This window comes from Metabacillus sp. Hm71 (assembly GCF_051842955.2).
Taxonomy (GTDB): Bacteria; Bacillota; Bacilli; order Bacillales; family Bacillaceae; genus Metabacillus.
Map to the genome: position 1 here is coordinate 4,299,065 of NZ_CM200278.1, position 26,999 is coordinate 4,326,063.

Genomic DNA, 26,999 nt, shown 5'->3' on the forward strand with positions numbered 1-26,999 from the left:
TTATCATTCGCTCGACAAAGTTCTGATGACTTTGTTAATTCTTAGCTAAAGGTAGGTAATGACGATGTTTCATGTCGAAAAATATACAGGCAGTAAAGAAAAACAATATCAATTAATGATTAAACAGCTGAAAGCTCTTTTAGACGGTGAAGATGACCTGATCGCAAACTTATCGAATGCATCAGCATTATTAAATCAATTTTTAGATGATATAAACTGGGTAGGCTTTTATCTTTTAAAAGAAGATCAGCTTGTACTAGGACCTTTTCAGGGATTGCCAGCTTGTGTGCGCATTCCATTAGGAAAAGGTGTATGCGGTACAGCAGCAGTAAACAAGAAAACAGAACGCGTTGCCGATGTTCACCAATTTCCTGGCCATATCGCCTGTGATGCTGCTTCCAATTCAGAAATTGTTGTTCCACTTATAAAGAATAATGAACTAATCGGCGTTTTAGACATTGATAGTCCAAACAAAAATCGATTTGATGAAGTTGACGAAGCTTCGTTAGAGGAATTTGTTAGGACTTTAGTTAACTATATTTAGAAACAAAAAAAGTGAGCAGCCCGCTCACTTTTTTTTCATACCTGTACCATAACTTGATTTTTCCCTTCATTTTTTGCCATGTACAATGCCTTATCTGCTCGGCTAAAAAGCTGTTTAAAGCTTTCCTTCATCACAGTATTCCAATAAGATACCCCGCAGGATATGGTGATTGTCGGATTTGTATTCTCTTTTACCCGTTTCACTATTCTGTCCGCAACCGTTATTCCTACATGCAAATCTACTTGCGGAAGATAGATTGCAAGTTCTTCACCACCCCATCTTGCGCCAATATCGTTCTCGCGTATATTACTTTTTATGATATTGGCAACTTGGACAAGGATATCGTCACCAATTTGGTGACCAAACGTATCATTAATCATTTTAAAATTATCAATATCAATTAAAACAAACGTTCCTTGACGATCCATTTTCATAGAATTCTCAATAAAACTAGTAAAGTACTTACGTGAATACAGTTGGGTCAAATGATCTGTTTTAACTAATGTTTCCAATTCTTCTCTTAACAAGGAATTTGTCAGTGCAAGAGTTGAATGATGAATAAGTGATTGCAGCAATTTAAACATATCAAACGAAAAATGATAAGGCGTTTTATGAAGAACTAGAGCACATCCTTTAAAATTCTCGCTCTGAACCATCGGTACAGCCATAACCGAAGAAAATGAAGCATTTTTTAAGAAGTTTGTAATATCACCGATGAATAATCCTTCCAAATCCTTTTCGATTTTTCCTTGAACATACTCAATATAAACCTTAGCCTCGTCTTTATGAAAAAAGCTCGTACTTCCGGGAAAAATGTGGACCGAATGATTGGGAGCAAGATAGAAAAAACCAACTTCATCGGCATCAAATGAATTCATAATACTTTGTACCATATAATTCATTGTATCTGCTAACCTTAAATTCTTATTTAAACGATGAGTTGTTTCATTAATCAGCTGTAAGTCTTTTATTAATCGTTTGGATTGCTCATACAATTGAGCATTTTCCAACGCTTTACCAGCTGCATTGGCTAGCATTGCGATAAAACTTTCATTATGATCCCCAAGCTCCAGGTTCTCATTTGCAATAACTTGCAATACACCATATACGCCTTGTTTCCCAATTAATGGGGTATAGAGCTTTGTTTGATTCTTTTTTTTCTTCTTTATCAGCTGTGCATTCCCTGTGACATAAGCCTCCATCGCCAGCTCATTACCTGTTTTATGGTCAAAATCCAAGTTTTTGATCGGTATATTTCGAAGGTTCTCATGATCCTGTGATAAAAATAAATGGAAATGATATCCATAAAACTTTTTTTGTAAAATCGTCATCAATTCCGTAAGGACATCATCTTTATTCATAATAGAGTGCAATTTATCAATTAAATGATACAACTGCTCAAATTTATGTTCATTTCGTGTCCTTTGAACCGAATTAAAACAATGGCTATAGAAGGATGAACAGGCTTTTGCTATTTCGTCCAATACCTTGTCAGAATAATGATTAGCTTCTAATTCATTCAACTCTATTAAACCATGCAGCACATTATCATGAAATACTGGAATGAAAACTTGCTCTCCATTAACATAACATTCGCCCTCAATAAAATCGTGTGGTAAAAAGTGAATCGGACCATAGTTTGATTTCATATATGGTGATACGTAAGTTAACATATCATGTATCGGAAGGAATACAGCTTGTCCTACAGATAGTTCCTTTTTCATAACAAATGTTAACTTTTCGATTATTTCATTTACTGAATACTGTTGGTGATTGTTACTTACATATTCAAAAAATGCACTTTTTATTGACATTACAACAATTTGATCATAATCACCCATATATCTCACCCACACTATCAAGCCACAAAAACGTGACTTATTTACTATAAATAAAAGAATTTCCATTTCATTATATCATAAAATCCGCTCATATATTTGTATAAAGTTGGAAAGTTTTTCATCCTCCATACTTCCCATTTTCCAAAAATTAGTTTGTAAAAAGCCATAAATATTTAATACTTTTATCCCTTTATGTAAAGGCTCTTGACTTTATACCTGGAAGATCATATAATGTTCGTTGTGTATAAAATATGCAGCCTATTGATGAAGCAATCTTGATTTCATTTTGTTCCCCTTTTCATCAAGGAGGTGTATCGAGTAACTCTATGCTGCTGGAGCGAGGATACATGAAAACAAAATGTGCAAAATTGTGCAGTCAGTCTGGTTTTTATTTTATGCAAAATAAAAACATAAAGGAGGAGTTAGCATGGCTCGTTATACAGGCTCAAGCTGGAAACTCTCTCGTCGTTTAGGTATTTCTTTAAGCGGTACAGGTAAGGAATTAGAAAAGCGTCCATATGCTCCAGGACAACACGGTCCAGGACAACGCAAAAAAATCTCTGAATATGGTTTACAATTACAAGAGAAGCAAAAGCTTCGTCATATGTATGGTGTAAATGAGCGCCAATTCCGTAACCTATTCGATAAAGCTGGCAAATTAGCTGGTAAACATGGTGAAAACTTCATGATTCTTCTTGAATCACGCCTTGACAACGTTGTTTACCGTTTAGGTTTAGCTCGTACTCGCCGTCAAGCACGCCAAATCGTTAACCATGGTCATATTCTTGTAGATGGCGGACGTGTAGATATCCCATCTTACCAAGTAAAACCTGGTCAAACAATCACTTTACGTGAAAAATCCCGCAACCTTGACATCGTTAAGGAAGCAATCGAAGTAAACAACTTCGTACCTGATTACCTAACATTCGACGCAGACAAATTAGAAGGTACATTCACTCGTTTACCTGAACGTTCTGAATTACCTGCTGAAATTAACGAAGCTCTTATCGTTGAGTTCTACTCTCGTTAAAAAAAAAACCTGGCCATTTGGTCAGGATTTTTTTATTAAGAAAAGAACAAGCGCCTTGCTCAGCTTAGGCAAATAAGACGCTCATAATTAGAAGGCGTTCTGAGTGGTTAGACCCTAGAGGGGCGAGATGCAGGAGCTAGACACAAAAACTAGGTTAAAATTTTACCTTTCGAAAAAAGAGCTGTCCCTACCTGAGACAGCCTCCATTTTATTTAATACGATCATTATACATATCGAATGAGAAAATACTTTTTCTTCCCTCTGCGGATGACAGTAAACTGTCCATCAATTTTATCTTCCTCTGAAAGAATCTTTGCCAGATCTTGAATTCGCTCACCATTAATATAGATAGCACCATTTGTAATATCTTCTCGCGCTTGACGCTTTGAAGGTGAAATTTTCGCTTTGATCAGTAGGTCAACCAAACCAATTTCTTTTTCTTCAATGTTTGTAGATGGTACATCCTTAAATCCTTCTAAAATTTCATTGCCTGTTAATTGTTTAATATCCCCGCTGAATAATGCGGCAGAAATCTTAATGGCTTGTTCTAATGCCTCTTCGCCATGGACAAGTTTGGTTACTTCTTCAGCTAGCGCTTTTTGCGCAAGGCGTTTTTCTGGTGCATTTTTTACTTCTTGTTCAAATTCCTCAATTTCTTGTTTTGAAAGGAATGTGAAGTATTTTAAGTATTTTACCACATCACGGTCATCTGTATTAATCCAAAATTGGTAAAACTCATATGGCGATGTTTTTTCACGATCCAACCAAATCGCTCCGCCTTCTGTTTTACCAAATTTTGTACCATCAGCCTTTGTTACTAAAGGGATTGTTAATCCAAATGCCTTCGCATTTTCCTCTGATTTACGGATTAGCTCCAATCCAGCAGTAATATTTCCCCACTGGTCACTTCCGCCAATTTGCAGCTTACAGTCATTGTTTTGGTATAGCTTTAAGAAATCAAACGATTGTAAAATCATGTAGCTAAATTCTGTATAGGAAATACCTGATTCAATTCGTGTCTGAACAGAATCTTTTGCAAGCATGTAATTAATGCCAAAGTTTTTCCCGACATCTCGTAAGAATGAAATAACATCAAGACTGCCAATCCAATCATAGTTATTTACAATAATAGCTGGATTTAACTCTGCCTCGAAATCAAGGAATCTTGATAATTGTCCTTTAATTCGATCTGACCATTCCTTTACAATATCAGCGGTATTCAATGTACGCTCAGCTTTCTTTCCACTTGGATCGCCAATCAATCCCGTAGCACCGCCGACAAGTGCGATTGGATGATGACCATGCTGTTGAAATCGTCTTAGCGTTAAAACAGGAAGTAAATGTCCAATATGAAGGCTATCTGCGGTTGGGTCAAAGCCGGAGTAAAGCTTTAGTTTCCCTTCTTCTAATGATTTGGCAAGACCCTCTTCATCTGTTACCTGGTTGATCAAGCCTCTAAATTGTAAATCATTTAATAATTCACTCATTATTTGGTTCTCCTTTACTTATTATATTCTTGTCTACAACCCTTTATTGTTAGAACGGACGCCAAAAAGCCCCTTCATTAATGAAGGGGCGAAAGTTTCGCGGTACCACCCTACTTAGGATTGTGTCATTACTAGATCCTCACTCGGTCATTTAACGGTTAAACCGTCTTTTTCTACTCGGGATTCCCTTTCAAAAAAGAAGCTCATGGACGTAATTCATGGACAATCTATATGCTGATTTCCACCAACCATCAGCTCTCTATAACAGGGAGATCTCCACTACTAAAACCAATCTTAGCCATTTCTTATATTGAATTAACTACATGCATTTTACCCATAATCTAGGCCGAAAGTCAATACCGGGAATAAATCATCGACAAAAAAATCCATATCTTCTTGGCATAGCAGAGCCCTTGACCATCCCTTTTGACAAAACCATACAAAATTTGCGTTTTCTTATGGTATAATATTTAAGATTTGGGGGGATTGCATAATGAAAAAAAAGGATGAAATACTTAGGCGCTTCTCACCTTTCACGAACAAAGATTTAGCAAGAAACTTTCGGATATCTTATAACGTTATCGGAAATCTTTTCTTATTATTCCTTGTGATTGGGCTCATTGGTGTTTGCTTTGCCGGGGGTGTTGGTGCTGGATATTTTGCTTCATTAGTAAAGGATGAACCGATTCGTTCGTATGAAGCATTGAAAAACGATATATACAATTATGAAGAAACATCACAGATTTATTTTGCAAACAATGTCTATCTTGGGAAATTAAGAGCAGACATTGATCGTGAAGAAGTAAAATTAGAAGATGTATCACAACATTTGGTTGATGCTGTCATTGCCACAGAGGACGAACTTTTTTATGAGCATGATGGTGTTGTACCAAAAGCAATCATGCGAGCTCTGTTTCAGGAGTTTACAAATGCACAAGTTCAAACAGGCGGCAGCACCCTTACACAGCAGTTAATCAAAAATCAAATTTTAACAAATGAAGTATCTTTTGACAGAAAAGCAAAAGAAATTCTCCTTGCATTACGTCTAGAAAAATTCTTTGAAAAAGAGGAAATTATTGAAGCTTATTTAAATGTAACAGATTTTGGACGTAATTCAAACGGACGAAATATTGCGGGAGTCCAAGCAGCAGCAAAAGGTATTTTTGGTGTTGATGCGAAGGATTTAAATATTCCTCAATCAGCATTTATTGCTGGCTTGCCGCAAAGTCCGTTCGGCTATACGCCATTCTCAAATGATGGCGGTACTGTGAAGGATAACCTTGATCCAGGTATTAACCGAATGAAAACTGTTTTAAAGCGGATGTATGCCGGTGGGTATATTACAAAGGCTGAATATGAGGATGCTTTGACATATGACATACGGGCCAATCTAACACCTAAAAAACCTTCTGCAATTGATCAATATCCTTTTTTAACATATGAAGTTGAAGCTCGTGCAAAGGAAATTATCATGGTACAGCTTGCGAAGAAGGATGGGTATACAGAGGATGACCTGAGTAAGGATGAAGGGTTAAGAAAACAATATTATGCATTAGCAGATCAAGGGATTCGACATAAAGGATACCGAATTCACACAACAATCAATAAAAACATATACGACAAGATGCAAAAAGTTGTGGCAAATTATAAATATTATGGCAGTGCCAAGCCTGAAACGATTAAAGATCCTGATACAGGAGAAACGAAAGTGGTCCAGGAACCAGTCGAAACTGGTGGAGTTTTGATTGAAAATAGCACCGGAAAGATCATCAGCTTCGTAGGAGGACGTGATTTTAACCGGGAAAACCTAAATCATGCCACACGTGCTGAACGACCTAATGGTTCTACAATGAAACCACTTCTTGTCTATGCACCTGCAATGGAATTAGGAAAATCACAACCCGGATCAGTAATTGCAGATGTTCCATTTTCATTAGGATCATGGAGACCGCAAAACTACGGCGGCGGCTACCATGGATTAACAAGTGCTAGGACAGCCTTAAAGCATTCCTATAACATTCCAGCTGTTAAAACATACTTATCAATTATGGATCAAAAGCCGCTATCATATTTAGAAAAAATGGGTTTTACAACTCTTCACGAAAAAGATTATAGCGCCGCATCCTTAAGTCTTGGTGGAATGACAATCGGTGTGACGGTTGAAGAAAACGTTAATGCTTACACAACCTTCGCCAATAAAGGTAAGTTTATTGATGCTTATATGATTGAAAAGATCGAAACAAGTGACGGAAACGTTATCTATCAGCACGAGAAAACAGAAGCAGATGTATTTTCCGCGCAAACAGCTTATTTAACGCTCGATATGATGCGTGATGTCATTAGCAGCGGAACAGCCGCTTCCTTAAATGGCTATCTATCATTCAGTGCAGACTGGGCAGGAAAAACCGGTACTGGTCAAGATTATCAAGACGCATGGTTCGTTGCCACAAATCCGAATGTAACATTTGGAACATGGATTGGGTATGATACACCAAAGCCGCTGGAGCAAAATTATAAGGGGATGTCGTACAGTAAGCGGAACATCTTATTATGGGCTAAATTAATGAATGCTGCTTATGAAGCGAACCCAGAACTGATTGCACCAAAAACTCGTTTCCAAAGACCGGATGGAATAGTTTCAAGATCATATTGTACATTAACAGGTGAACTGCCGTCAGATCTTTGCCAAAAAGCTGGATTAGTTGCGACAGACCTCTTTAATGCTAAATACGTACCGAGAACAGTTGATGATAGCTTAACAAGCGGGAAATATGTCGTTGTAAAAGATCGAGCATATAAGGTCCCTTCATCAGCACCGGCAGAATTTGTTCAGCAAGGTGTTATGCTGAAGAAAGAAATTCTTAAGAAGCATGGTATATCAAGTGTCAGTGACTTACAACGATTATTACCGAATTCATCGAAATTAGGAAACCTTGTGATAACCGAAGGAAATGAAATTGCTGATAATGGATCATCTCCAACAAAGGTAAGCGGGATTTCTGCCAGCGGTACGAAACTAAGCTGGAAGGCTAACCCTGATAATGATGTTATTGGCTATCGTGTATATGCAGCAGCAAATTACTCTACAAGTTATAAAAAAATCGCTAGTGTTCCAGGCTCTAGTTCCTTGGCTGTCTCAGTCGGTCAATCACCAGCAGCTTATTATGTTGTAGCAGTCGATGTAGCAGGCCGCGAATCAGCACCATCAAACATTATCAAAATTGGGGCATATGCAGAGAAAAAACCTGTTTCTGTACCACCAGCAACAACAGGTGCTGCTAATAAAGAAACAAAAGAAAACAAACCACCTGCACCACCACCAAAAAAAGAAACGCCTGTTACAAAACCTGCTTCTACTGATAATAAGCCGCCAAGTGCGACTTAGTAATACACAATGTGGCTGTCTAAAAAGTCCATTTTAGCGTAATATAACTCAAAATTCAAAACCCAAGAATGTTGATATATGACAGCATTCTTGGGTTTTCTTTTTTTCAAGATTGGGTTGAAGTTACTTATCGGACAGCCCCATTGTATAGATAAAACGATCTTTACCAGCCCTTCAAACCACTGAGTCAATCTATAATTGCCCCCCAAATAATCAAAGGCCAAAGATTTTCACGGTGTGAATCATCTTTGGCCTTTGATTTATACTACTATTATATCAATCTTCCATTGTTGAAAGGTCACCTGTCGGCAAGTCAAGCTCCCATGCCTTTAAGACACGGCGCATAATTTTTCCGCTTCTTGTTTTAGGAAGCTTATCACGGAACTCAATTTCACGTGGTGCAGCATGAGCTGCTAACCCTTTTTTCACAAATGTTCGAATTTCCTCTTTTAACTCATCAGTTGCCTCATATCCTTCACGAAGAGCAACAAAGGCTTTGATGATTTCTCCCCTTACCGGATCTGGCTTACCAATAACCCCGGCTTCTGCGATTGCAGGATGTTCGATAAGCTTGCTCTCAACTTCAAATGGACCGACACGCTCACCAGATGTCATAATGACATCATCAATTCTGCCTTGGAACCAGAAGTACCCATCTTCATCCATATATGCTGAATCACCTGATACATACCAATCCCCCGGCATAAAATACGATTCATATTTTTCTGGATTATTCCAAATAGTGTACATCATTGATGGCCAGCCTTTTTTAATTGCTAAATTCCCCATTCGATACGGTGGCAGCTCATTACCTTGATCATCAACGATCGCTGCTTCCACCCCAGGAATTGGTTTTCCCATTGATCCTGGTTTAATTTCCATACATGGATAATTACAAATAAGCTGTGCACCAGTCTCAGTCATCCACCATGTATCGTGGATGCGTTTATTAAATACTTTTACACCCCAGCGTACAACCTCAGGGTTTAATGGTTCGCCAACACTTAGAACATGTCTTAGGGTGCTGGTATCGTATTGTTTTACAAGCTCATCCCCTGCACCCATCAGCATTCTAAATGCTGTTGGTGCACTATACCATACCGTTACACCAAAATCCTCAATTGTTTGATACCAATGATCTGGACTGAAGCGGCCGCCAACGATCACATTGGATGCACCTGATAACCAAGGTCCGAAAATACCATAGACCGTTCCGGTTACCCAGCCCGGGTCAGCCGTACACCAGTATACATCATCCTCCTGTAAATCCAATACCCATTGAGCAGTTTGATAATGCTGAACCATTGCCTGATGAACATGCAAGACTCCCTTTGGTTTCCCAGTTGAACCAGATGTATAGTGCAACAGCAATCCATCTGTCTTCTCAACCCATTCAATCTCAAGCTCCTTGCTTGCTGTTTTCATTTCAGCGAAAAAGTCAATATGCTGTGAGGTATCAACAGAGTCACCGACGACAACCACATGCTTTAATGAAGGTAATTCATTTACAGGGATTCTTTCAAGTAATTCAGGAGTTGTAACAATAACTTTTGCATCACTGTCTAAGAGACGATCTTTTACCGCACCTTCCATAAACGCTTCAAATAAAGGACCAACAATTGCCCCAAGTTTGACAGCACCTAAAATGACAAAATACAACTCAGGCGTTCTCGGCATAAAAACAAATAAGCGGTCTCCCTTTTCAACATCAGCAGTTGTTTTAAGCACGTTTGCCGCTTTATTTGAAAGTTCCTTCATTTCTTTAAACGTAAATTTTTCTTCACGTTCTGGGTCGCGATAATAGAGGGCGATTTTATTTTTCCGAAATGTTTCTGCATGCTTATCAATAGCTTCATAGGCTGCGTTCACACGGCCAGTTTCAGACCAAGTAAAGTTCTTTTCTACCTCTGACCAATCAAATGAATGATAGACAGAATCATAATCTTGCAAATTAAAATTCCCCTTAACAGATGGCAACGCTTCCAATTTCATCATATACTCCCCCTTATGTAAGTCCTTAACAACACTATTATATTACAATACTTCATTTTTCTCAATTTTTGAAATTTATATAATTTAATCATATTGTAAACGCTTCATTTTGTAAATAATCTAGTATAATAAAGGTATAGGCCTTCCTACTGTTGTTTATCTTCCAATGGATCTATTATTATATTAAACAGATATGGAGAAGATCGGGATAAATTTACTACATATTTCTTACTTTATAAAGGCGGTGACCTAATGATACACCTTAAGACATATAATGCTAAAGAAATCAAAACACAGAATGGAAGTATTTTCATTGAGGGGCCGATCTCTCAAGAAAAACTAGCTAGCTATGATTTTCATGAAGGCTTAGTTGCATTTAGACAGCCTAAACAGCAACATAAAGCATTAGTTGAAATAGCGGGGCTGCCTGAGGGTAGAATCATTATTGCAAGAGTTCATGATGTGATTGTTGGCTATGTTACCTATCTGTATCCAGACCCATTAGAGCGATGGTCTGAAGGAAATATGGAAGAGCTAATAGAATTAGGAGCCATAGAGGTGGCACCTAAATACCGCGGTTATTCGATAGGAAAAAATCTGCTAAAGGTTTCCATGATGGATGATGCCATGGAAGACTACATCATCATTACGACTGAATATTATTGGCATTGGGATTTAAAGGGTTCTGGCTTAAATGTATGGGAATACAGAAAAATAATGGAAAAAATGATGAATGCCGGCGGCTTGGAATGGTATGCCACTGATGATCCTGAAATCAGCTCACATCCAGCCAATTGCTTAATGGCGAGAATCGGAAAAAGAGTCAAACCGAAATCTATTCAACAATTCGATCGTCTACGCTTTCAAAACCGATTTATGTACTAATATCTATCAACTATTACCTATCGCAATAAGAGACATTCGCTAATGTTGAGGAGGCGTACTAACATGAAGTCAACAACCGTTTCGATGATGATGACTAACTTACAAGCTAAAGGAGTTAAAGCTATATGGCAAAAAATTGCGGGGAACAGCAAATGTCAGTAAATGATACTGTTTTTATCTATTCTCCTCAATATCAAGCTTATAAGTTTCATCAAAATCATCCATTTAATCAGTTACGAGTTGAACTTACCTTTGACTTATTAAAACAAATGAATGCTATACAGGATAAAGATATCATAACACCCAGGACCGCTTCAGAGGATGAATTAGCACTTGTTCATGATAAAAGATATATTCAATCAATTAAACGAGCTGGACAAGGACAATTAGATGAAGAAGAAGCACTTAATTATGGAATTGGAACAGAGGATACACCCATTTTTCCCAATATGCATGAGGCAAGCTCCCTTTTGGTCGGCGGAACCTTAACGGCAGTCGATTATGTAATGGAAGGGAAAGCAAAGCATGCTGCCAACTTCGGTGGCGGCCTGCATCACGGTTTTCGCGGAAAAGCATCAGGATTTTGCATTTATAATGATTGCTCTGTAGCCATTAAGTTTTTACAAAAAAAATATGGGGCAAGAGTGTTATATATTGATACTGATGCCCATCACGGTGATGGGGTTCAATGGACATTTTATGATGATCCAACTGTCTGCACACTCTCCATTCATGAAACAGGACGATATTTATTTCCAGGGACCGGGAATATTACAGAACGAGGCTCCGGGAGAGGATATGGCTATTCATTTAATATTCCATTGGACGCTTTTACAGAGGATGAATCATGGCTTCATGCGTACCGTACATCTGTCACAGAGGTTGCTGCATTTTTCAAGCCTGATGTCATTCTCACGCAACATGGGACAGATGCCCATTATTATGACCCATTAACACATTTATCAGCATCAATGGCGATTTACCATGAAATCCCGCGGCTGATACATGAAATCGCTCACAAATATTGTAATGGACGATGGATTGCAGTTGGCGGCGGAGGCTATGACATTTGGCGGGTGGTTCCTAGAGCATGGAGCTTGATTTGGCTGGAAATGATCAACATGAAAGCAACAAAAAAACTGCCGAAGTCCTGGATTGATAAATGGCAAGCAAAAGCACCAGTTCAGCTTCCTGAAGAATGGTATGACCCAGTTGACTTATATAAACCAATTCCCCGCAAGCCGGAAATAGAAGAAAAAAATGCATTAACGGTTTCAAAAGCACTATATTCGCTTCGGCAAAACCAAGAGAAAAATAAATAAAAAACGAGCTGAACATTTAGTCTGAATGACATAATGGTTCAGACTAATGTTCGCTCATTTTTCACTTCGATTATTTCGTTGATTGTCTATACTCAATTCGATGTGGAAGCTCAACGATATGATTATCGACTTCTTCTTTGTTCATGTATTTTGTAAGTAATCTCATCGCAACAGCCCCAATATCATATGTTGGCTGAACAACTGTTGTAAGGGTTGGACGCACCATAGTCGCAAGTCGAGTATTATCAAAGCCAACAATTTCAAAATCAGATGGGATTGAGTAATTTCTGTCTTGCGCCGCGTGGATGACACCTAATGCCATTTCATCTGTTCCTACGAAAATGGCTGTTGGTTTTTCATTCAGCTCATCAATTTTTTCAAATGCTTCAATTCCTGAATCATACGTATAATCACCTTCAACTACCAATGCCTCATCAAAAGAAATACCAGCATCTTCCAGCGCACGTCTATATCCTACAGACTTTTTCAAACGATTTACCGGCTCTTCAGCAGGTCCTTCAACATATGCGATCTTCTTATGGCCTTTTTCAATCAGCATTGATGTCACATCGTATGCAGCTTGTTCATAATTAATATTTACAGAAGGTGTTGTATCTGTTAAATCAACAGATGCAGCTAACACGATTGGAACTGGTGAACGCTTAAATTGGTCAACAAGCTCTTCAGTTACATTTCCACTCATGAAAACAATACCATCAACCTGTTTTCCGAGCATTGTGTTTAACAAATGAAGCTCTTTGTCTTTATTTTGATCTGAGTTGCTTAGGATGATGTTGTATTTATACATTGTCGCAATATCTTCAATTCCTCGAGCAAGCTCTGAATAAAAGATACTTGAAATATCGGGAATGATAACCCCAACAGTTGTTGTTTTCTTACTTGCTAATCCTCTTGCAACTGCGTTAGGACGATACCCTAATCTTTCAATGGCATCCAATACTTTCTTTCTTGTCGTTGGCTTTACATTTGGGTTCCCGTTTACTACTCGAGAAACAGTTGCCATCGATACATTTGCCTCACGGGCAACATCATATATTGTTACACTTGTCATTATGAACACTCCTTCAAATACTTCAAGACGTATATTTTAAATTTTCACTTTAAATTTCGCTATATCATATGTAGAAAATTTGTTTCTCTTGTCAAATAGCCAGATTTAAGCGCGTACTATGTAAACTTATCATACGATACTCTGAAAATGTCTGCAATCAATTTCATTCGATTTTTGCTTTGTTGTCACATTTTGTTCATTTTTTCACAAGCGCTTTTTAAAGTTCAATGAATAAATCCAATCTTTAAAAAGGTTATAGAAATATTTTTACCATAAAATATAACATTTATTTATAAAAAAAGAAACAAATAAAAAGATTGACCCATTTTCCAGATTCTCCTCCATCATTTAGATGAGTTTTTAGGAAAATCCAGTGAGCCAACCTTAAGTAGATATCAAATAAATTATACGTTTACTTTCACTAAAGGTTTTAATTCGGTTATAAACTGGTCAAATTGATCAAAGTCCATTTGCTGTGCTGAATCAGATAAGGCAACAGCAGGATCAGGATGAACTTCAGCCATTACACCATCTGCACCAATAGCTAAAGCAGCCTTAGCTGTTGGAACTAATAAGTCTCTTCTACCTGTTGAATGTGTAACATCGACAAATACCGGTAAGTGTGTTTCTTGTTTTAAAATAGGTACAGCAGAAATATCTAATGTATTTCTAGTTGCACGCTCATACGTACGAATACCGCGCTCACAAAGGATAATTTGGTCATTTCCTTGTGAGATAATGTATTCAGCTGCATTTACGAACTCATCGATTGTTGCCGCTAATCCGCGCTTTAGAAGAACCGGCTTTCTAACAGCTCCAGCAGCTTTTAATAGTTCAAAGTTCTGCATATTTCGGGCACCAATTTGAATGATGTCAACATAATCTAACGCAACTTCGATATCAGCTGGATTTACGATTTCACTTATGATTGCTAAACCGTACTCATCTCCAACTTTTCTTAAAATTTTCAGACCTTCAATACCAAGGCCTTGGAAGTCGTATGGACTTGTACGTGGTTTGAAGGCTCCGCCACGTAAAATTTTAATTCCTTGTTTTACCGCTTGTTCAGCAACAGCAGCAACCTGCTCATAGCTTTCAACCGCACAAGGACCAATAATAAATGATTGGCTGCCATCACCAATTTTCACACCATTCACTTCAACAATTGTATCCTCAGGCTTTTTCTTACGGGAAACAAGCAATGCCTTACTGTGGTCATCTTCTTGCAATTCTAAGCCTGCTTTAAAAATTTCCTTAAAAATATGCTGCAAGGTTGAATCTAAAAATGGACCATCATTATATTCTTTAATGCTGTTTAACATTTTGCGTTCGCGAACAGGATCATAGCGATTAACACCTTGTGCTTCCTTTGCTTTTCCAATTTCTTGTACTAGTCTTCCACGCTCATTAATCAGCTTTAAAATCTGTAAATTAATCTCATCTGCTCTCTGTCTCAATGCTTCCAATTCTGCATGACTCATCTCTCTCATCCCTTCCGAAGTAAAATATCGAAAATCACTAACCCACATTACATTGAATAAACTAAAAAGTTAAAATCGTATATAACGACAGTTTACTAACTTTAGAAGTTAGAATTCTATTGTTGTAATAGACGAAGATTCTTTATCATTCAAAGAAAGTGTGGTGCAGTTTCTTTAATTAGTTGTAATTATAAACGATAAAATCGCTCTTGTCACCAAAAACTTTAACATTTAAACGCTTTTAAGCTTTTAAGTGTTAAAGTGATTATACTCCTTAAACACAAAAAAACAAAGCTCCTTTATTTAATATGTATTTTAAAGGAAAAGGTGTTTGGCCTCGTGAAGTGAAGCTCAAACACCTCCTGATTTACTGTGTGATCTCTTTTTCCAACTCCTCGCTTGTGATCTTCCAATGTGAGGCATTCCATACTACATTACGCCCCTTAAACAAAAGCGCTTGTGGAGATTCGTGTTTAATTCCAAACGTTTCTGCAATATAATTAGATAGCGGTCTGGAATCCTGAACATGCAAGTGATAGCTCGGAAAGTCCTGATGAGTTTCTGCAAATTCCTGATATTCCTCAAATGCAGCCTGACTGATCGGACATGTTAAGCTGTTTTTCACAAAAAGAAATTGTTCGTGCTTATTAAATAATTCCTCAAATTGTTCAATTGTTTCAATTGTTTGTTTGCTCACAATTTTTCACCTTTTCATCCAGAATACTGCCTGCTCTTCAATGCACAAGTTATAAGTTTGTTTTTACTTCGTCTCTTATTGTTGTTTTCACTTCTTCTTCGGACTGGTCTTTGTTTTCATCTTGTTCAATTGCATCAACTGCTTCCGCAATTGCAGCTGAAATACCTTCATCATTCTTTTTTCTATCCTCTTGAGGAGTTGATGCTCCATCAGAAACTTGCTCTAAAGCCTCTGCTACTTCTTTTTGAACGACATCTGATTGCCCCTTTGAGGCGCTGGTAATATCGCGAACCTTATTCATGATTTGTGAAGACTGTTCTGTAACCACCTGTGATAAAGAGGCTGTTTTTTCTTTTGCAACATTCGCCAGCCCTGTGCCTTTTTCTAACGTTTGGCTGGTAAATTTGCCTGTACGGTCACGCATCACATTTGCTTGTTGACCAAGATTTTCGCGAATTTCCTTCCCTGATTTAGGTGCTAAAAATAATGCTGCAGCTGCACCTACTAGTCCTCCAATAAGTGAACCCATTAGAAAATCCTTATTATTTTTTGCCATTTTGATCTACCTCCTGTAAATATAGACGTTTGCTTAAATGGATGTCTTTTTTTCATTCTTTTGCTTCCATTTTGCCCAGATTTCCATTGCGGCATTACTCCATTGAACAACTTGATTTACTTTATCTTGATTCTGTTCCAAATTTGTTGAAACAGAAGTTGTCACTTTTTTAACAGATTGATTCAGCTGTTGAATCGTTGTTCCTACATCCTTTACCGATTCGACAACCGTATTTAATTTTTCTGACTTATGTTGAATATCTTCTGCAAGTGCATTCGTTTTATGTAGTAATAATGTTGTTTCCGATGTAATTCCGGTCATTTGCTTCTCAAGCCCTGATAAAGTACTTGCTACGTTGGTTAATGTTTCCTGTAAAGCCTTTAATGTTTTTGACACATATACGACTAAAATCGTAAATGCGATTGCGATTAATGCAATACTTAAGTATAAAATAATAATCATGTCTTACACCTCCTATTTCAATACTGTACATTTACCCATCATATTCTATTATAAACATAAAATTTACATTATAGCTAAATTCTCCATTCGATTTGACATTCCCTTTGTCATTTTTTGCAAAAAATAGAAAGTTTCGATTTGATGCAGTTAAAATATGTCGTTTCTTCATAGGCTTCGGGTACAATAGAATTATTAATAATACAATTAGAACAGGAGGATTTCGATTGAAGGATCCACGTATTGAAACACTGGCAAAGAATTTAATCAACTACTCAATCAGGTTGCAAAAAGGAGAAAAGGTTTTAATTGAAAATTTCGGCTTACAAAGAGAGCTGGTTATTGCACTTGTAAAGGAAGCCTATGCAGCAGGCGGTTACCCATTTGTTTCGTTAAAAGATCATCAGGTTGATCGTGCTTTAATGATGGGTGGACAAGAAGAACAATATCATATGATCGCTGATTTTGAAGCAGAAGTAATGAAGAAAATGGATGCTTACATAGGCTTAAGATCTGGTCATAACATAAATGAATTTGCTGACATACCTGATGACAAAATGAAGCTGCATGGACAAACAGTCGGTCAAAAGGTCCATCGGGAAATACGCGTTCCAAAAACAAAATGGGTTGTGTTACGTTATCCAACCACATCAATGGCACAGCTTGCAAAAATGAGTACAGAGCAATTTGAAGACTTTTATTTCGATGTATGTAATTTGGATTACAGCAAAATGGACAAGGCAATGGATCCATTAGTGGAATTAATGAATCGTACAGATAAAGTTCGGTTAACTGGCAAGGGAACAGATTTAACCTTCTCCATAAAAAACATCCCTGCAATTAAATGCTCCGGACAAATGAATATTCCGGATGGTGAAGTTTACACGGCACCTGTTCGCGATTCAGTTAATGGGCAAATTACTTATAATACTTCATCACCTTATAATGGGTTTACCTTTGAAAATGTCCAATTAACCTTTAAAGATGGAAAAATTGTTGAGGCAACAGCAAATGACAGTGAACGAATCAACAAAATATTTGATACCGATGAAGGTGCAAGATATATTGGAGAATTCGCAATTGGCGTCAATCCATTTATTCTCCATCCTATGCAAGACATCCTTTTTGACGAAAAAATTGATGGGAGCTTCCATTTTACACCAGGACAGGCCTATGACGATGCATACAATGGAAACAACTCCAACATCCATTGGGATATGGTCATGATTCAGCGTCCTGAATATGGCGGCGGAGAGATTTATTTTGATGATGTGCTAATCCGAAAAGATGGCCGTTTTGTCATTCCTGAACTGGAAGGGTTGAATCCGGAAAACTTAAAGTAAAGCGAAGCTTATAAAAGAAATGACGCTTGATCATTCGATTTCAAGCGTCATTTTAGTATGGTTAATTAAACGTGTACATCTCTTTTCGTGAATGATAAAGCAGATAAAAAAAGGAAGAACACCATATGGACCAAAACATTAATAATAGAATATGGTAGTGTCATCTCCTCGAATAATGGTTCTCCGAAGAAATAAGGCATGAGATTTGTATTTGCAAATAACAAATACCTTCCTGCTTCATATTGATAATGTTCTAATAGAGTGATCACTACATCTGATGTAAAGACAAGAAAGATTGGAACGGATATGGAAAAAACACTGCTTCTTGTTAAAGCTGAAAAGCAAAAAGCTAAAGTCCCCATCACGATGATCTCTATTAATTGAAAAAGATATCCTCCTAAACCAACTAAAACTCTTTGATCAAGAGTAATAGCCGTATCCATATAAAAAACAAACCCAAGAAGCATAGACATGAATAGTTGTAATAACACAAGTAATATAATCGTGTAGATCACCACTATATATTTTGAAAGTAAGATTTTAACCCTTTTGACTGGCCGGGTAAACAAAAACTTAATTGTCCCCTTTTCAAATTCACTTGAAACCATATCACCGGCAATAATGATACACATCAATTGAATCACGAGCAATAAGTAGGAGCTGACTTGGATATAATCCCAAAATGAAAATTCAATTCCTTTAAATAAAAACATAAAAAAGATGCTGACAATGAGATTCATAATCCCCATTATGCCGATCATTATCCAGATTCTTGGGCGCTTGAACAGCTTCATGTGCTCATTTTTAATTAAGTGAAGAAATGGCGCCATTATTCTTCACCTCGCAATCTATGTAGAAACATCTCTTCAAGCGGACTACCTTGACGTTCGATTCCAACGATATCGATACCCGCTTCAACAAGCATTCTATTTAACTCCGCAACATGCTGTGTCTCCAATGCGATGGAGAAACCGCTGGAATGAAATTCCGTGATGTCTAAATCAGAACGGTCTTTTAAAAAGGATTTTGCTTTTCCGATATTTAATATTCTAAAAGAATAGGTCTGTTTTTTAGTTGACCCATTTTGTAAATCACGTAATGATCCTCGTTCGATACATGTTCCATCATTTATCACCAGTACGCTATCACAAATTAATTCTATTTCTGCTAATAAATGACTTGAGATAATAATGGAAACGTCTCTTTCTGCTGAAAGCTTTTTTAATATTTCCCTTAAGCTGATGATTCCTTCAGGATCTAATCCATTTGTCGGTTCATCTAAAAATAGAATGGACGGCTGATGAAGTATGGCCTGACCCAATCCCAGTCTTTGCCTCATCCCTAATGAATAGGTAAACACTTTATCAGAAATATATTCTTCCATCTTGAGAAGCTCAATGACCTCATCCATACGTTCATATGAAAAGTGATCTGTCATTCTGAAAAAATGTAGCAGATTATCATACCCTGATAAATAATCATACATGACAGGATTTTCAATGATGGCTCCAACATGGGTAATCGCTTTTTCAAACTCTTTATTCAAATTCATATTTTCGATGTAAATCGTCCCATGAGTCGGTTTAATGAGACCGACTAGCATTTTTAAAATCGTTGTTTTCCCTGAACCATTTGGCCCAAGTAAACCAAGTATTTCTCCCCTTTTTAGATCAAAGCTAACATCATTGATAATGGGTATTTTGCCTATCTTTTTACTTAAATTATTTACTTTTAATACAATTTCATTGTTTATCATACAAATACTTTTCACCTGACTCTATTATTTATTTTTGATAACCTTTTCTATCGGTTACTAAAGAAACTGACAGAATCTCTGCTTTTGAAACGGTAGGGGAAAAGACTACTGTTTAAAGACATAATAAAAAGCTGACTTAAATAAGAAACATTCTCTACTAATATGTTCTTATTTAATAATCAGCTATTTACTGTTACGCTAAAACTTTTTCATATGCTTCCTGGTATTTTTGAATATCCCCTGCTCCCATAAAGACTAAAACAGCACGTTCATGTGCTTTTAGGACAGAGGTATCATCTTCATTAATGAGATGGGAATTGTCAATTTTCTCAATCAGATTATTAATTGTCAATTTTCCGACATTCTCTCTGGCAGAGCCAAAAATATCACATAAATAAATATAATCTGCTTTTTGCAAACTTTCAGCAAACTCATCTAGAAATGATTGAGTTCTTGTAAAGGTATGCGGTTGGAACACAGCGACAATGTCTCTGTCAGGAAACTTTTGTCTTGCTGCATCAATTGTTGCTCTAATCTCGGTTGGATGGTGGGCATAATCATCAATAATGATTTGATCTCCGACTCTTTTTTCATTAAAGCGTCGTTTCACACCTTCAAAAGTTTGCAGCCTTTGTTGAATGATCTCAACATCAATTCCTTCATAGTGACAAAGTGCGATAACAGATAGAGCATTTAATACACTGTGATCGCCATATGTCGTAATTTTGAAAGAGGCATAGAAGGTGTTTCGTACAAACACATCAAATGAAGTCCCATCCGTTGATTTCACAACATTTCTTGCTTGAAAGTCATTGTCATCTCCAAAGCCATAATAAACAACAGGAACCTTAGCTTGTATTTGCTGAAGCTGCTCATCATCACCACAAGCAATAATCCCTTTCTTTACTTGAAGGGCCATTTCCTGAAATGCGCTAAACACATCTTCAATATTGGTAAAATAATCAGGATGATCAAAATCAATGTTTGTCATGATCGCATAATCTGGTTTGTAGGATAAGAAATGTCTGCGATATTCACAAGCCTCAAAAACAAAATATTTACTATTAGGAATCCCATTTCCCGTTCCGTCACCAATTAAATAAGAAGTTGGCTCAGCACCTTGGATAACATGTGATAATAATCCGGTTGTAGATGTTTTTCCATGAACACCAGTTATCGCAACGCTTGTATACATTTGCATAAATTCACCTAAGAAACGGTGATAACGGATGACAGGCAGTCCAAGGCTATGAGCTTCTTCAATTTCCGGATGTGTATCAGGAAAAGCGTTACCTGCAATAACAGTTAAACCTTCTCTAATATTCTCCTTCGCAAAGGGTAATATTTTTATATTACGAGCTTCCAGAGCTTTTTGCGTAAAAACCTTCTTTTCAATATCCGAGCCCTGAACGACGTAATTCATATCATGTAAAATCTGTGCAAGGGCACTCATTCCAGTCCCTTTAATTCCAACAAAATGATAAACAGTCATAATTAGAACCTCCAACAAACGTCTATCTGATTGACAGTATATGACGCTCATCTAGATTTGCAACCCATCTATATGAATCGAATAAGAAAAGCACAATTGCCTACCCGGTGCTAAGCATCAAGATTCGCTTTGGAGAGAGACTCCAATAACCGCATTGAATCAGGTTTTTGCGATGTGTGCACCTGCATTATGGGAACGCAAATATTCGTTTTACACTTATACTTCCTTATTTTTCATAAACATATGTAATAAGCTTACGGTTGTATATTATATCATTTGCCATTTAGATTGACCATGAAAATAGTGGAACCTTCGGTAAATAGATATTTATTTTCCGCTTAGCAGTTCACTAGTCCAACTATAGTTTATGGCAAATTTCTTCAAAAATGTACGCCAGCTATCCGAACTTTTTTCAAGATGCTGAAGCATACTGGCAATTGATTTTGTATTCCGCTGAACATACAGTTCACTTATACATAAAAGCTGGTCAAATACTGGGATAGATCGTAAAAAAATAATATCTTCTTGTGCAGCATATTTATTGGCCTCACTCTTTATTGTGCATGTTTCACCAGTAAGTAATTTCTTTGCATGTATATGATGTTCATCACTTTTTATTACTTTAAATGGTTCAAGTGCACTTGCCATAAAAAGCGCATGGACGATCCTGTCTAAAGGATGTCCCTTCTTACTTAATTGCTCTACAAATGTTTGATATATTGTTGTTCCTCGAATGGTTACATAGTCATAAGCAAACCAATCAAGAAAAAGCTGCTCTTCCATTTTAGAGAAAATGGCAGTGGGTATACATCCGACTTTTTCACTAAAAATATGCTTAGCCTTTACTTTCTCACGAATGTTGACATCACGGGCAACATAGTTATGGAGAGAAGCAGCATGTTGACAAATAAAGCTTGAAAGCTGATGTTCTTTTTCCTTTCGCAGCTCTTGAAAATGAATAATATTATTCATGGTTGCCAAATTTACCTCTTTTTTATCCTATCATACTACTTTCTCTGTCTATTCTCCATGAATCGTTTCTAATTCTTCTTCAGATATTAAAATGTCCCTTGGCTTACTGCCACGATTTTCAGATATAATCCCTTGCTCTTCCATCATATCAATCAATCTGGCTGCCCGGTTATATCCGATTCGAAAACGTCTTTGAAGAAGGGAGGTTGATGCTCCACCTTGATTGACCACAAATTCACAAGCTTCTAGAAAAAGTTCATCTTCCTCGGTTTGAATCGTTGCTTTTTTCATCAATTCATCCTGATGGAATAAATAATTTGGCTTAGCTTGAAGCTTCACATGTTTGACAACTCGTTCGATTTCTTCATCTGAAACAAATGTCCCTTGCAGCCTTACAGCTTTCGAAGAACCATTTTCTAAAAATAACATATCCCCTTTACCAAGCAGCTTCTCGGCCCCGCTTACATCAATAATCGTTCTTGAGTCCACTTGGGATGATACCGAAAAGGCGATTCTTGTCGGGATATTCGCTTTAATTAATCCTGTAATAACATCAACAGATGGACGCTGTGTTGCTACAATTAAATGAATGCCGCATGCCCGCGCTTTTTGCGCAATACGGCAGATTGCTTCTTCCACATCATTCGGTGCAACCATCATTAAGTCAGCTAACTCATCGATTACGATCACTAAATATGGCAAATGTTCACCTTGTTTATATTCTTTGACAAGCTGATTATATCTCGTAATTTCTCTTGTTCCTGAACGGGCAAATAATTCATAGCGTCGTTCCATTTCTTCTACAGCCCATTTTAATGCCGCGGTAGCCGCTTTTACATCGGTAATAACAGGGCTTACTAGATGCGGAATATTATTATAAGGAGCTAGCTCAACCATTTTCGGGTCAATTAGCATCAGCTTGACTTCCTGTGGCGCTGCTTTATAAAGCAAGCTTACAAGAATCGTGTTAATGCAAACACTTTTCCCTGAACCTGTAGCACCCGCAATAAGTCCATGCGGCATTTTCTTTAGATCTGTGACAACAGGCTGACCAGAGATGTCTAACCCTAAAACTGCCGTCATAGGGGATCGATTTGTTATGAATTCCGAACTTCGTAAAATTTCCCGTAAATAAACCATCTTACTTACCTTATTCGGCACTTCTATTCCGATTGTATTTTTGCCTGGTATAGGTGCTTCAATTCTAATATCCTTTGCTGCTAAGCTTAATTTAATATCATCGCTAAGATTTGTAATCTTGTTGACTTTTACACCCGGCTCAGGATGAACCTCAAACCTTGTAACGGCAGGGCCTTGTGTTACATTTACGACACTAGCGCGAACATTAAAGTTTTTAAACGTTACATCTAAGAGCTCTCTTTGATCATTTAACCATGAATGATCCTCTGAAACTTCCTTCTCTGGTATATTCAAATAAGCAAGTGATGGGAATTGATAGCTAGTCTCTCTGGCTCTCATCCGCTGCTTATCACGCCCAAGCATCATCACATTGAAAGGCAGGGTTTTGTTGCCTGAATTTGCTTTTTTATTTACTTGTTGTTTCACTTCCGTTGGACGTTTTTCTTGCTGTGGAAGATCAGATTCTTTTCGTTGTTCCTCTTGACCAAGATGAACAGATTCTTGTTCTTGCTCTTTTTGCAGTTCCTCTTGACTCTGAACATCTAATTCTTGCTTTATTACTTTTCGTTCTTCTTGACCTAGTTTTTGTTCTGGTTCGATTCGCTGTTCCTCATAACCGAAAGCAATTGTTTCTTGATTTATTTCATTTTGTACTTCCTCTTGACTAACATGACTTAGTTCTTGATCTACTTCTTTCTGTTCTTCCTCTTGAACTAGGTAAGGCAGCTCTTGTTCTTGTTTTTCTTCCTGGTCATCTTGACCTGGAAGAGCTGGTTCTTGTTCTATTTCGTTTCGCTCTACTTGACTAAACTGCCTTAGTTCATGATCTACTTCTATTTGTTCCTCTTCATGACCAATGTGAGATGATTCTAGTTCAGGTTCTTTCAATTGGACTTCTTGAGGAAAACGATCTGGTTCTTGGTCTATTACTTTATGTTGTTCTTCCTGACTATGATAATCTAGTTCATGTTCTACTTCTTCTCCTTCTTCCTCTTGTTCAAGAAAATCTAATCCCTGTTCCATTTCGTTTACTTGTTCAACTTGACCTATAACTTCAAATTGTTTTTCTGCCATTATAGATTGTTCTTCTTGATGATGTGTCACAGGTTGTTGAATCTCATCGAGATCATAGGCTAAGGGTTGCTGCCAAACGTTTGAGGGGCTGCTATAGACCACTTCAGCATCCTCTATGCTTTCAGCGTATAGATCGTTTCGAGAGAACTCAAGCGTGTTTTGCTTCTCAATTGTCCATTTCGTTTCTGCTATATTTTTAGCCATCTCGATTGGCCTGTCGTCCTCAAGCATACTGGTCAAATGATTAACTTCTTTATCAAGTTGTCTTTCATTTGTCGCAACCTTCATTTTCGGAATTTGAGTAGAATGAGATCCTGCTACATGGTCATTCGTTAAAAGACTAGCTTGTTGTTGTTCTTGTTTCTCTATCTCAATCTGATTATTTCTAATAACTGATACCCTTTGAACTTTTTGAGTTAATTCTGCTGCTGTATCGGATAAATTCATCTCGCTAGTATTTGAATTTGCCATCTCTTCTGTTTGGATTTTTTCTAATCTGCGATGATACAGCATGCTTTCTTCCCTTGGTTGAAAGCCAAAAACAGGTGACGGGATAGCAGACGGACTGAAAGGACGTTTTGGTTTTTCTTCTTCCGTTTGCTGAGATTTTACTCTTGGCTTATAGGTTTGTTGTTTTTGTTTTTGAGTGTTCACTGACTCTTTCTTATGATTCTTATGATTCTTTTGTTCATATGTACGTGTTGTACGTGTTATGCTTCTAGGACGATCATCAATGCTTGCTCGTTTCTCATCAGGAATAATCGGAAACCTGAAGTTGCCTTTTGGATACTGATAAGCAACTCTTGCTTCTGCTATATGTTTACGATAGGTTTGTCCTTCAGGACTTGAAGGTGTGCTCATAACGTTTCGGGCTATATGATCGTCTTGCGGTTGATTTTGGCTGTTTTCATATTCCTTATCTTCTTCTCCTGTAAGGAAGGACACTAATTTTGTTAACCAATTCATCTTTCATCACTCTTTCAAATTTCAAAGATTTCTTACTACACCATTGTATCAATAAATGTCTAGATTTGTAGATAATTTCAATGTGACTCATATACAAATCCTTATTATGACATACCACCTAGTAGGTAAAAGGTTTTACATCTTAACATCCATCTTCTGCATTTCTTCTAGATTTTCTTCGAAAGAGCCCCTATTGCTAATCATGCTTGAAAAATAAAAAAGAGGGTAACCGATTCATTGGAAATTAAATCAGCATCCTCTTTCATTTTCACTTAAACTGTACGGTTCCTTTTATCGATTTATGGGGATATGTGGTAGTAGAGAGTACTACTAGATTACTTTACCGGTTTATTTTTCCCCAATATAAAGATTGGTTCAAGCTTATGATCTTCATATAAAAATGATAATGCGGTAATTGGTACAGTACCGCTCGCGAAGAAACTCATTGTTAATTGCGCAAGAATATCATAGCCCGTATTATTGCGAATATCGGCAATAATGAGTACATCCTGATGTGGAACAGCAATCGCCATTTTACCTTCGATCTTTGCTGAAAAGGAATGTAATAAACTTTCATCCAATATTCTGCTTGCATCATAGCCGTCATTTGCATTAAAGAAATAAAAAAGGTTTCCCGCAACCTTGTCTTCTTTTACTTTTGTCTTTAATGATCTTATATTAAAAGATGAAACTTCTTTTAACTGCTCTCTAGTCCATCCCTCTTTTTTCATCATTTTCTCATCAATAAGACGATATGTCTTGCCTAAATCTAGTGCATAATAGATCCTTGTTTCAGCAGTGTGCTCACTAAAGCATAGTGTGATCCCTTCTTTGCTCTCAGTAGGGAATGAAGTAGAGCGGATAACAGGAAAAATAAATTTCTCTTTCCCTGTTAACTCCTGTTTTTTGTTCATAACAGTTAGCGCTTCTTTTACATAATAGACTACTTCATCAACTGCCTTTTCCTTTGAGGTCTCCCATTTTGCAATAATGCCTGGAAGTGACAGTGTTACACCTTTTTTAGTAGCGGAATCCTCAATTCGAAGTGAATCCTTTTCCCGATCAAAATCAAAGCGCCACTCAGGCTCTGTTAATTTTCCTTTTAATAGCTCTGCCATTTTTCTTGAAGTCATTTTCATAATCATACCCCTCCCTTCTGGGTGAAAATAAAGCTTAATTAGTTTTTAATACGATTGATAAAGTCTTGTATTTCTTCCTGCGTTTTCCGATCCTTGCTCACGAATCGACCAGTTTCCTCCCCTTTGTTAAAAGCAACAAAGCTTGGGATTCCAAACACATTTAATTCACCACATAAATCAATAAATTCGTCGCGATCTACATAATAAAATGTGTACTTGCTATTTTCTTTTTCGATCTCAGGTAGAACCGGCTCAATGACACGGCAATCCGGACACCAATCAGCTGAAAACATGAGGATCACATTTTCCTCTTGAATGATTTGTTTATATTCATCAATAGAATTGAGCTTTTTCATAAATCATACC

21 protein-coding genes and 1 other annotated feature are annotated in these 26,999 nt (G+C 37.2%); of the genes, 6 read left to right on the forward strand and 15 right to left on the reverse strand.

Translation table 11 applies throughout. From position 1 onward, the window contains the following. Nucleotides 1–64 precede the first annotated feature (64 nt). Nucleotides 65–544: a free L-methionine (R)-S-oxide reductase MsrC gene (msrC, locus tag ACSVDH_RS21300; RefSeq protein ID WP_299089197.1), complete on the forward strand. Its 480-nt coding sequence runs from the start codon at nucleotides 65–67 to the stop codon at nucleotides 542–544. 35 nt (nucleotides 545–579) lie between these two features. On the opposite strand, the gene ACSVDH_RS21305 is transcribed toward msrC, so the two are convergent. Further along, nucleotides 580–2,385 (reverse strand): sensor domain-containing diguanylate cyclase, encoded by a 1,806-nt coding sequence (locus ACSVDH_RS21305; RefSeq protein ID WP_439249885.1) that lies wholly within the window; start codon nucleotides 2,383–2,385, stop codon nucleotides 580–582. Between the two features lie 427 nt (nucleotides 2,386–2,812). On the opposite strand from ACSVDH_RS21305, the gene rpsD reads away from it, so the two are divergent. After that, on the forward strand, nucleotides 2,813–3,415 hold the full coding sequence (gene rpsD, locus ACSVDH_RS21310; RefSeq protein WP_299089200.1) for a 30S ribosomal protein S4: 603 nt from the start codon (nucleotides 2,813–2,815) through the stop codon (nucleotides 3,413–3,415). A gap of 224 nt (nucleotides 3,416–3,639) precedes the next feature. On the opposite strand, the gene tyrS is transcribed toward rpsD, so the two are convergent. Further along, on the reverse strand, nucleotides 3,640–4,902 hold the full coding sequence (gene tyrS / locus ACSVDH_RS21315) for a tyrosine--tRNA ligase (protein ID WP_439249884.1): 1,263 nt from the start codon (nucleotides 4,900–4,902) through the stop codon (nucleotides 3,640–3,642). 81 nt (nucleotides 4,903–4,983) lie between these two features. Next, nucleotides 4,984–5,207: a binding site (T-box leader), on the reverse strand. Nucleotides 5,208–5,395: 188 nt separating this feature from the next. Between tyrS and ACSVDH_RS21320 the strand changes: the two genes are divergently transcribed. After that, on the forward strand, nucleotides 5,396–8,287 hold the full coding sequence (locus tag ACSVDH_RS21320; RefSeq protein ID WP_439249883.1) for a transglycosylase domain-containing protein: 2,892 nt from the start codon (nucleotides 5,396–5,398) through the stop codon (nucleotides 8,285–8,287). A 276-nt stretch (nucleotides 8,288–8,563) separates the two neighbouring features. Here ACSVDH_RS21320 and acsA read toward each other — a convergent pair whose 3' ends face one another. Continuing rightward, on the reverse strand, nucleotides 8,564–10,279 hold the full coding sequence (acsA, locus tag ACSVDH_RS21325; protein ID WP_299089204.1) for an acetate--CoA ligase: 1,716 nt from the start codon (nucleotides 10,277–10,279) through the stop codon (nucleotides 8,564–8,566). A 252-nt stretch (nucleotides 10,280–10,531) separates the two neighbouring features. Between acsA and ACSVDH_RS21330 the strand changes: the two genes are divergently transcribed. Beyond that, complete coding sequence (locus ACSVDH_RS21330; protein ID WP_299089205.1) at nucleotides 10,532–11,164, forward strand: GNAT family N-acetyltransferase; 633 nt, start codon at nucleotides 10,532–10,534, stop codon at nucleotides 11,162–11,164. Nucleotides 11,165–11,316: 152 nt separating this feature from the next. After that, nucleotides 11,317–12,486, forward strand: coding sequence for an acetoin utilization protein AcuC (locus ACSVDH_RS21335; protein WP_439249908.1), 1,170 nt, complete (start codon nucleotides 11,317–11,319; stop codon nucleotides 12,484–12,486). A 70-nt stretch (nucleotides 12,487–12,556) separates the two neighbouring features. On the opposite strand, the gene ccpA is transcribed toward ACSVDH_RS21335, so the two are convergent. From ccpA to ACSVDH_RS21360, 5 genes are all read right to left on the reverse strand, one after another. Beyond that, nucleotides 12,557–13,558: a catabolite control protein A gene (gene ccpA, locus ACSVDH_RS21340; RefSeq protein ID WP_439249882.1), complete on the reverse strand. Its 1,002-nt coding sequence runs from the start codon at nucleotides 13,556–13,558 to the stop codon at nucleotides 12,557–12,559. A 404-nt stretch (nucleotides 13,559–13,962) separates the two neighbouring features. Next, nucleotides 13,963–15,039, reverse strand: a complete 1,077-nt coding sequence (locus tag ACSVDH_RS21345; protein ID WP_299089208.1) for a bifunctional 3-deoxy-7-phosphoheptulonate synthase/chorismate mutase — start codon at nucleotides 15,037–15,039, stop codon at nucleotides 13,963–13,965. 367 nt (nucleotides 15,040–15,406) lie between these two features. Next, entirely contained in the window at nucleotides 15,407–15,736 is a 330-nt protein-coding gene (ytxJ, locus tag ACSVDH_RS21350) for a bacillithiol system redox-active protein YtxJ (RefSeq protein WP_439249881.1), read from the reverse strand. Nucleotides 15,737–15,785: 49 nt separating this feature from the next. After that, on the reverse strand, nucleotides 15,786–16,292 hold the full coding sequence (locus ACSVDH_RS21355) for a YtxH domain-containing protein (RefSeq protein WP_299089210.1): 507 nt from the start codon (nucleotides 16,290–16,292) through the stop codon (nucleotides 15,786–15,788). A 33-nt stretch (nucleotides 16,293–16,325) separates the two neighbouring features. Continuing rightward, on the reverse strand, nucleotides 16,326–16,754 hold the full coding sequence (locus ACSVDH_RS21360) for a DUF948 domain-containing protein (protein WP_299089211.1): 429 nt from the start codon (nucleotides 16,752–16,754) through the stop codon (nucleotides 16,326–16,328). A gap of 224 nt (nucleotides 16,755–16,978) precedes the next feature. On the opposite strand from ACSVDH_RS21360, the gene ACSVDH_RS21365 reads away from it, so the two are divergent. Further along, entirely contained in the window at nucleotides 16,979–18,094 is a 1,116-nt protein-coding gene (locus ACSVDH_RS21365) for an aminopeptidase (protein ID WP_439249880.1), read from the forward strand. Between the two features lie 65 nt (nucleotides 18,095–18,159). Here ACSVDH_RS21365 and ACSVDH_RS21370 read toward each other — a convergent pair whose 3' ends face one another. The 7 genes from ACSVDH_RS21370 to ACSVDH_RS21400 all read right to left on the reverse strand — a co-directional run bounded on the left by ACSVDH_RS21370 (nucleotide 18,160) and on the right by ACSVDH_RS21400 (nucleotide 26,989). Further along, nucleotides 18,160–18,924: an ABC transporter permease gene (locus ACSVDH_RS21370; RefSeq protein WP_439249879.1), complete on the reverse strand. Its 765-nt coding sequence runs from the start codon at nucleotides 18,922–18,924 to the stop codon at nucleotides 18,160–18,162. After that, nucleotides 18,924–19,850, reverse strand: coding sequence for an ABC transporter ATP-binding protein (locus tag ACSVDH_RS21375; RefSeq protein ID WP_439249878.1), 927 nt, complete (start codon nucleotides 19,848–19,850; stop codon nucleotides 18,924–18,926). Before ACSVDH_RS21375 ends, ACSVDH_RS21370 begins: the two co-directional genes overlap by 1 nt. Before the next feature lie 193 nt (nucleotides 19,851–20,043). After that, nucleotides 20,044–21,342 carry a UDP-N-acetylmuramate--L-alanine ligase gene (gene murC, locus ACSVDH_RS21380; RefSeq protein WP_299089216.1) on the reverse strand — a complete coding sequence of 433 codons (1,299 nt, stop codon included), beginning with the start codon at nucleotides 21,340–21,342 and terminating at the stop codon, nucleotides 20,044–20,046. A 327-nt stretch (nucleotides 21,343–21,669) separates the two neighbouring features. Beyond that, nucleotides 21,670–22,323 carry a hypothetical protein gene (locus tag ACSVDH_RS21385; protein WP_439249877.1) on the reverse strand — a complete coding sequence of 218 codons (654 nt, stop codon included), beginning with the start codon at nucleotides 22,321–22,323 and terminating at the stop codon, nucleotides 21,670–21,672. Between the two features lie 39 nt (nucleotides 22,324–22,362). Next, entirely contained in the window at nucleotides 22,363–25,494 is a 3,132-nt protein-coding gene (locus ACSVDH_RS21390; RefSeq protein ID WP_518617135.1) for a DNA translocase FtsK, read from the reverse strand. A gap of 335 nt (nucleotides 25,495–25,829) precedes the next feature. Next, nucleotides 25,830–26,633: a DUF1444 domain-containing protein gene (locus tag ACSVDH_RS21395; protein WP_299089219.1), complete on the reverse strand. Its 804-nt coding sequence runs from the start codon at nucleotides 26,631–26,633 to the stop codon at nucleotides 25,830–25,832. A 38-nt stretch (nucleotides 26,634–26,671) separates the two neighbouring features. Next, a complete protein-coding gene (locus tag ACSVDH_RS21400) occupies nucleotides 26,672–26,989 on the reverse strand; it encodes a thioredoxin family protein (RefSeq protein WP_439249875.1) in 318 nt (105 codons plus the stop codon). Nucleotides 26,990–26,999: the final 10 nt, after the last annotated feature.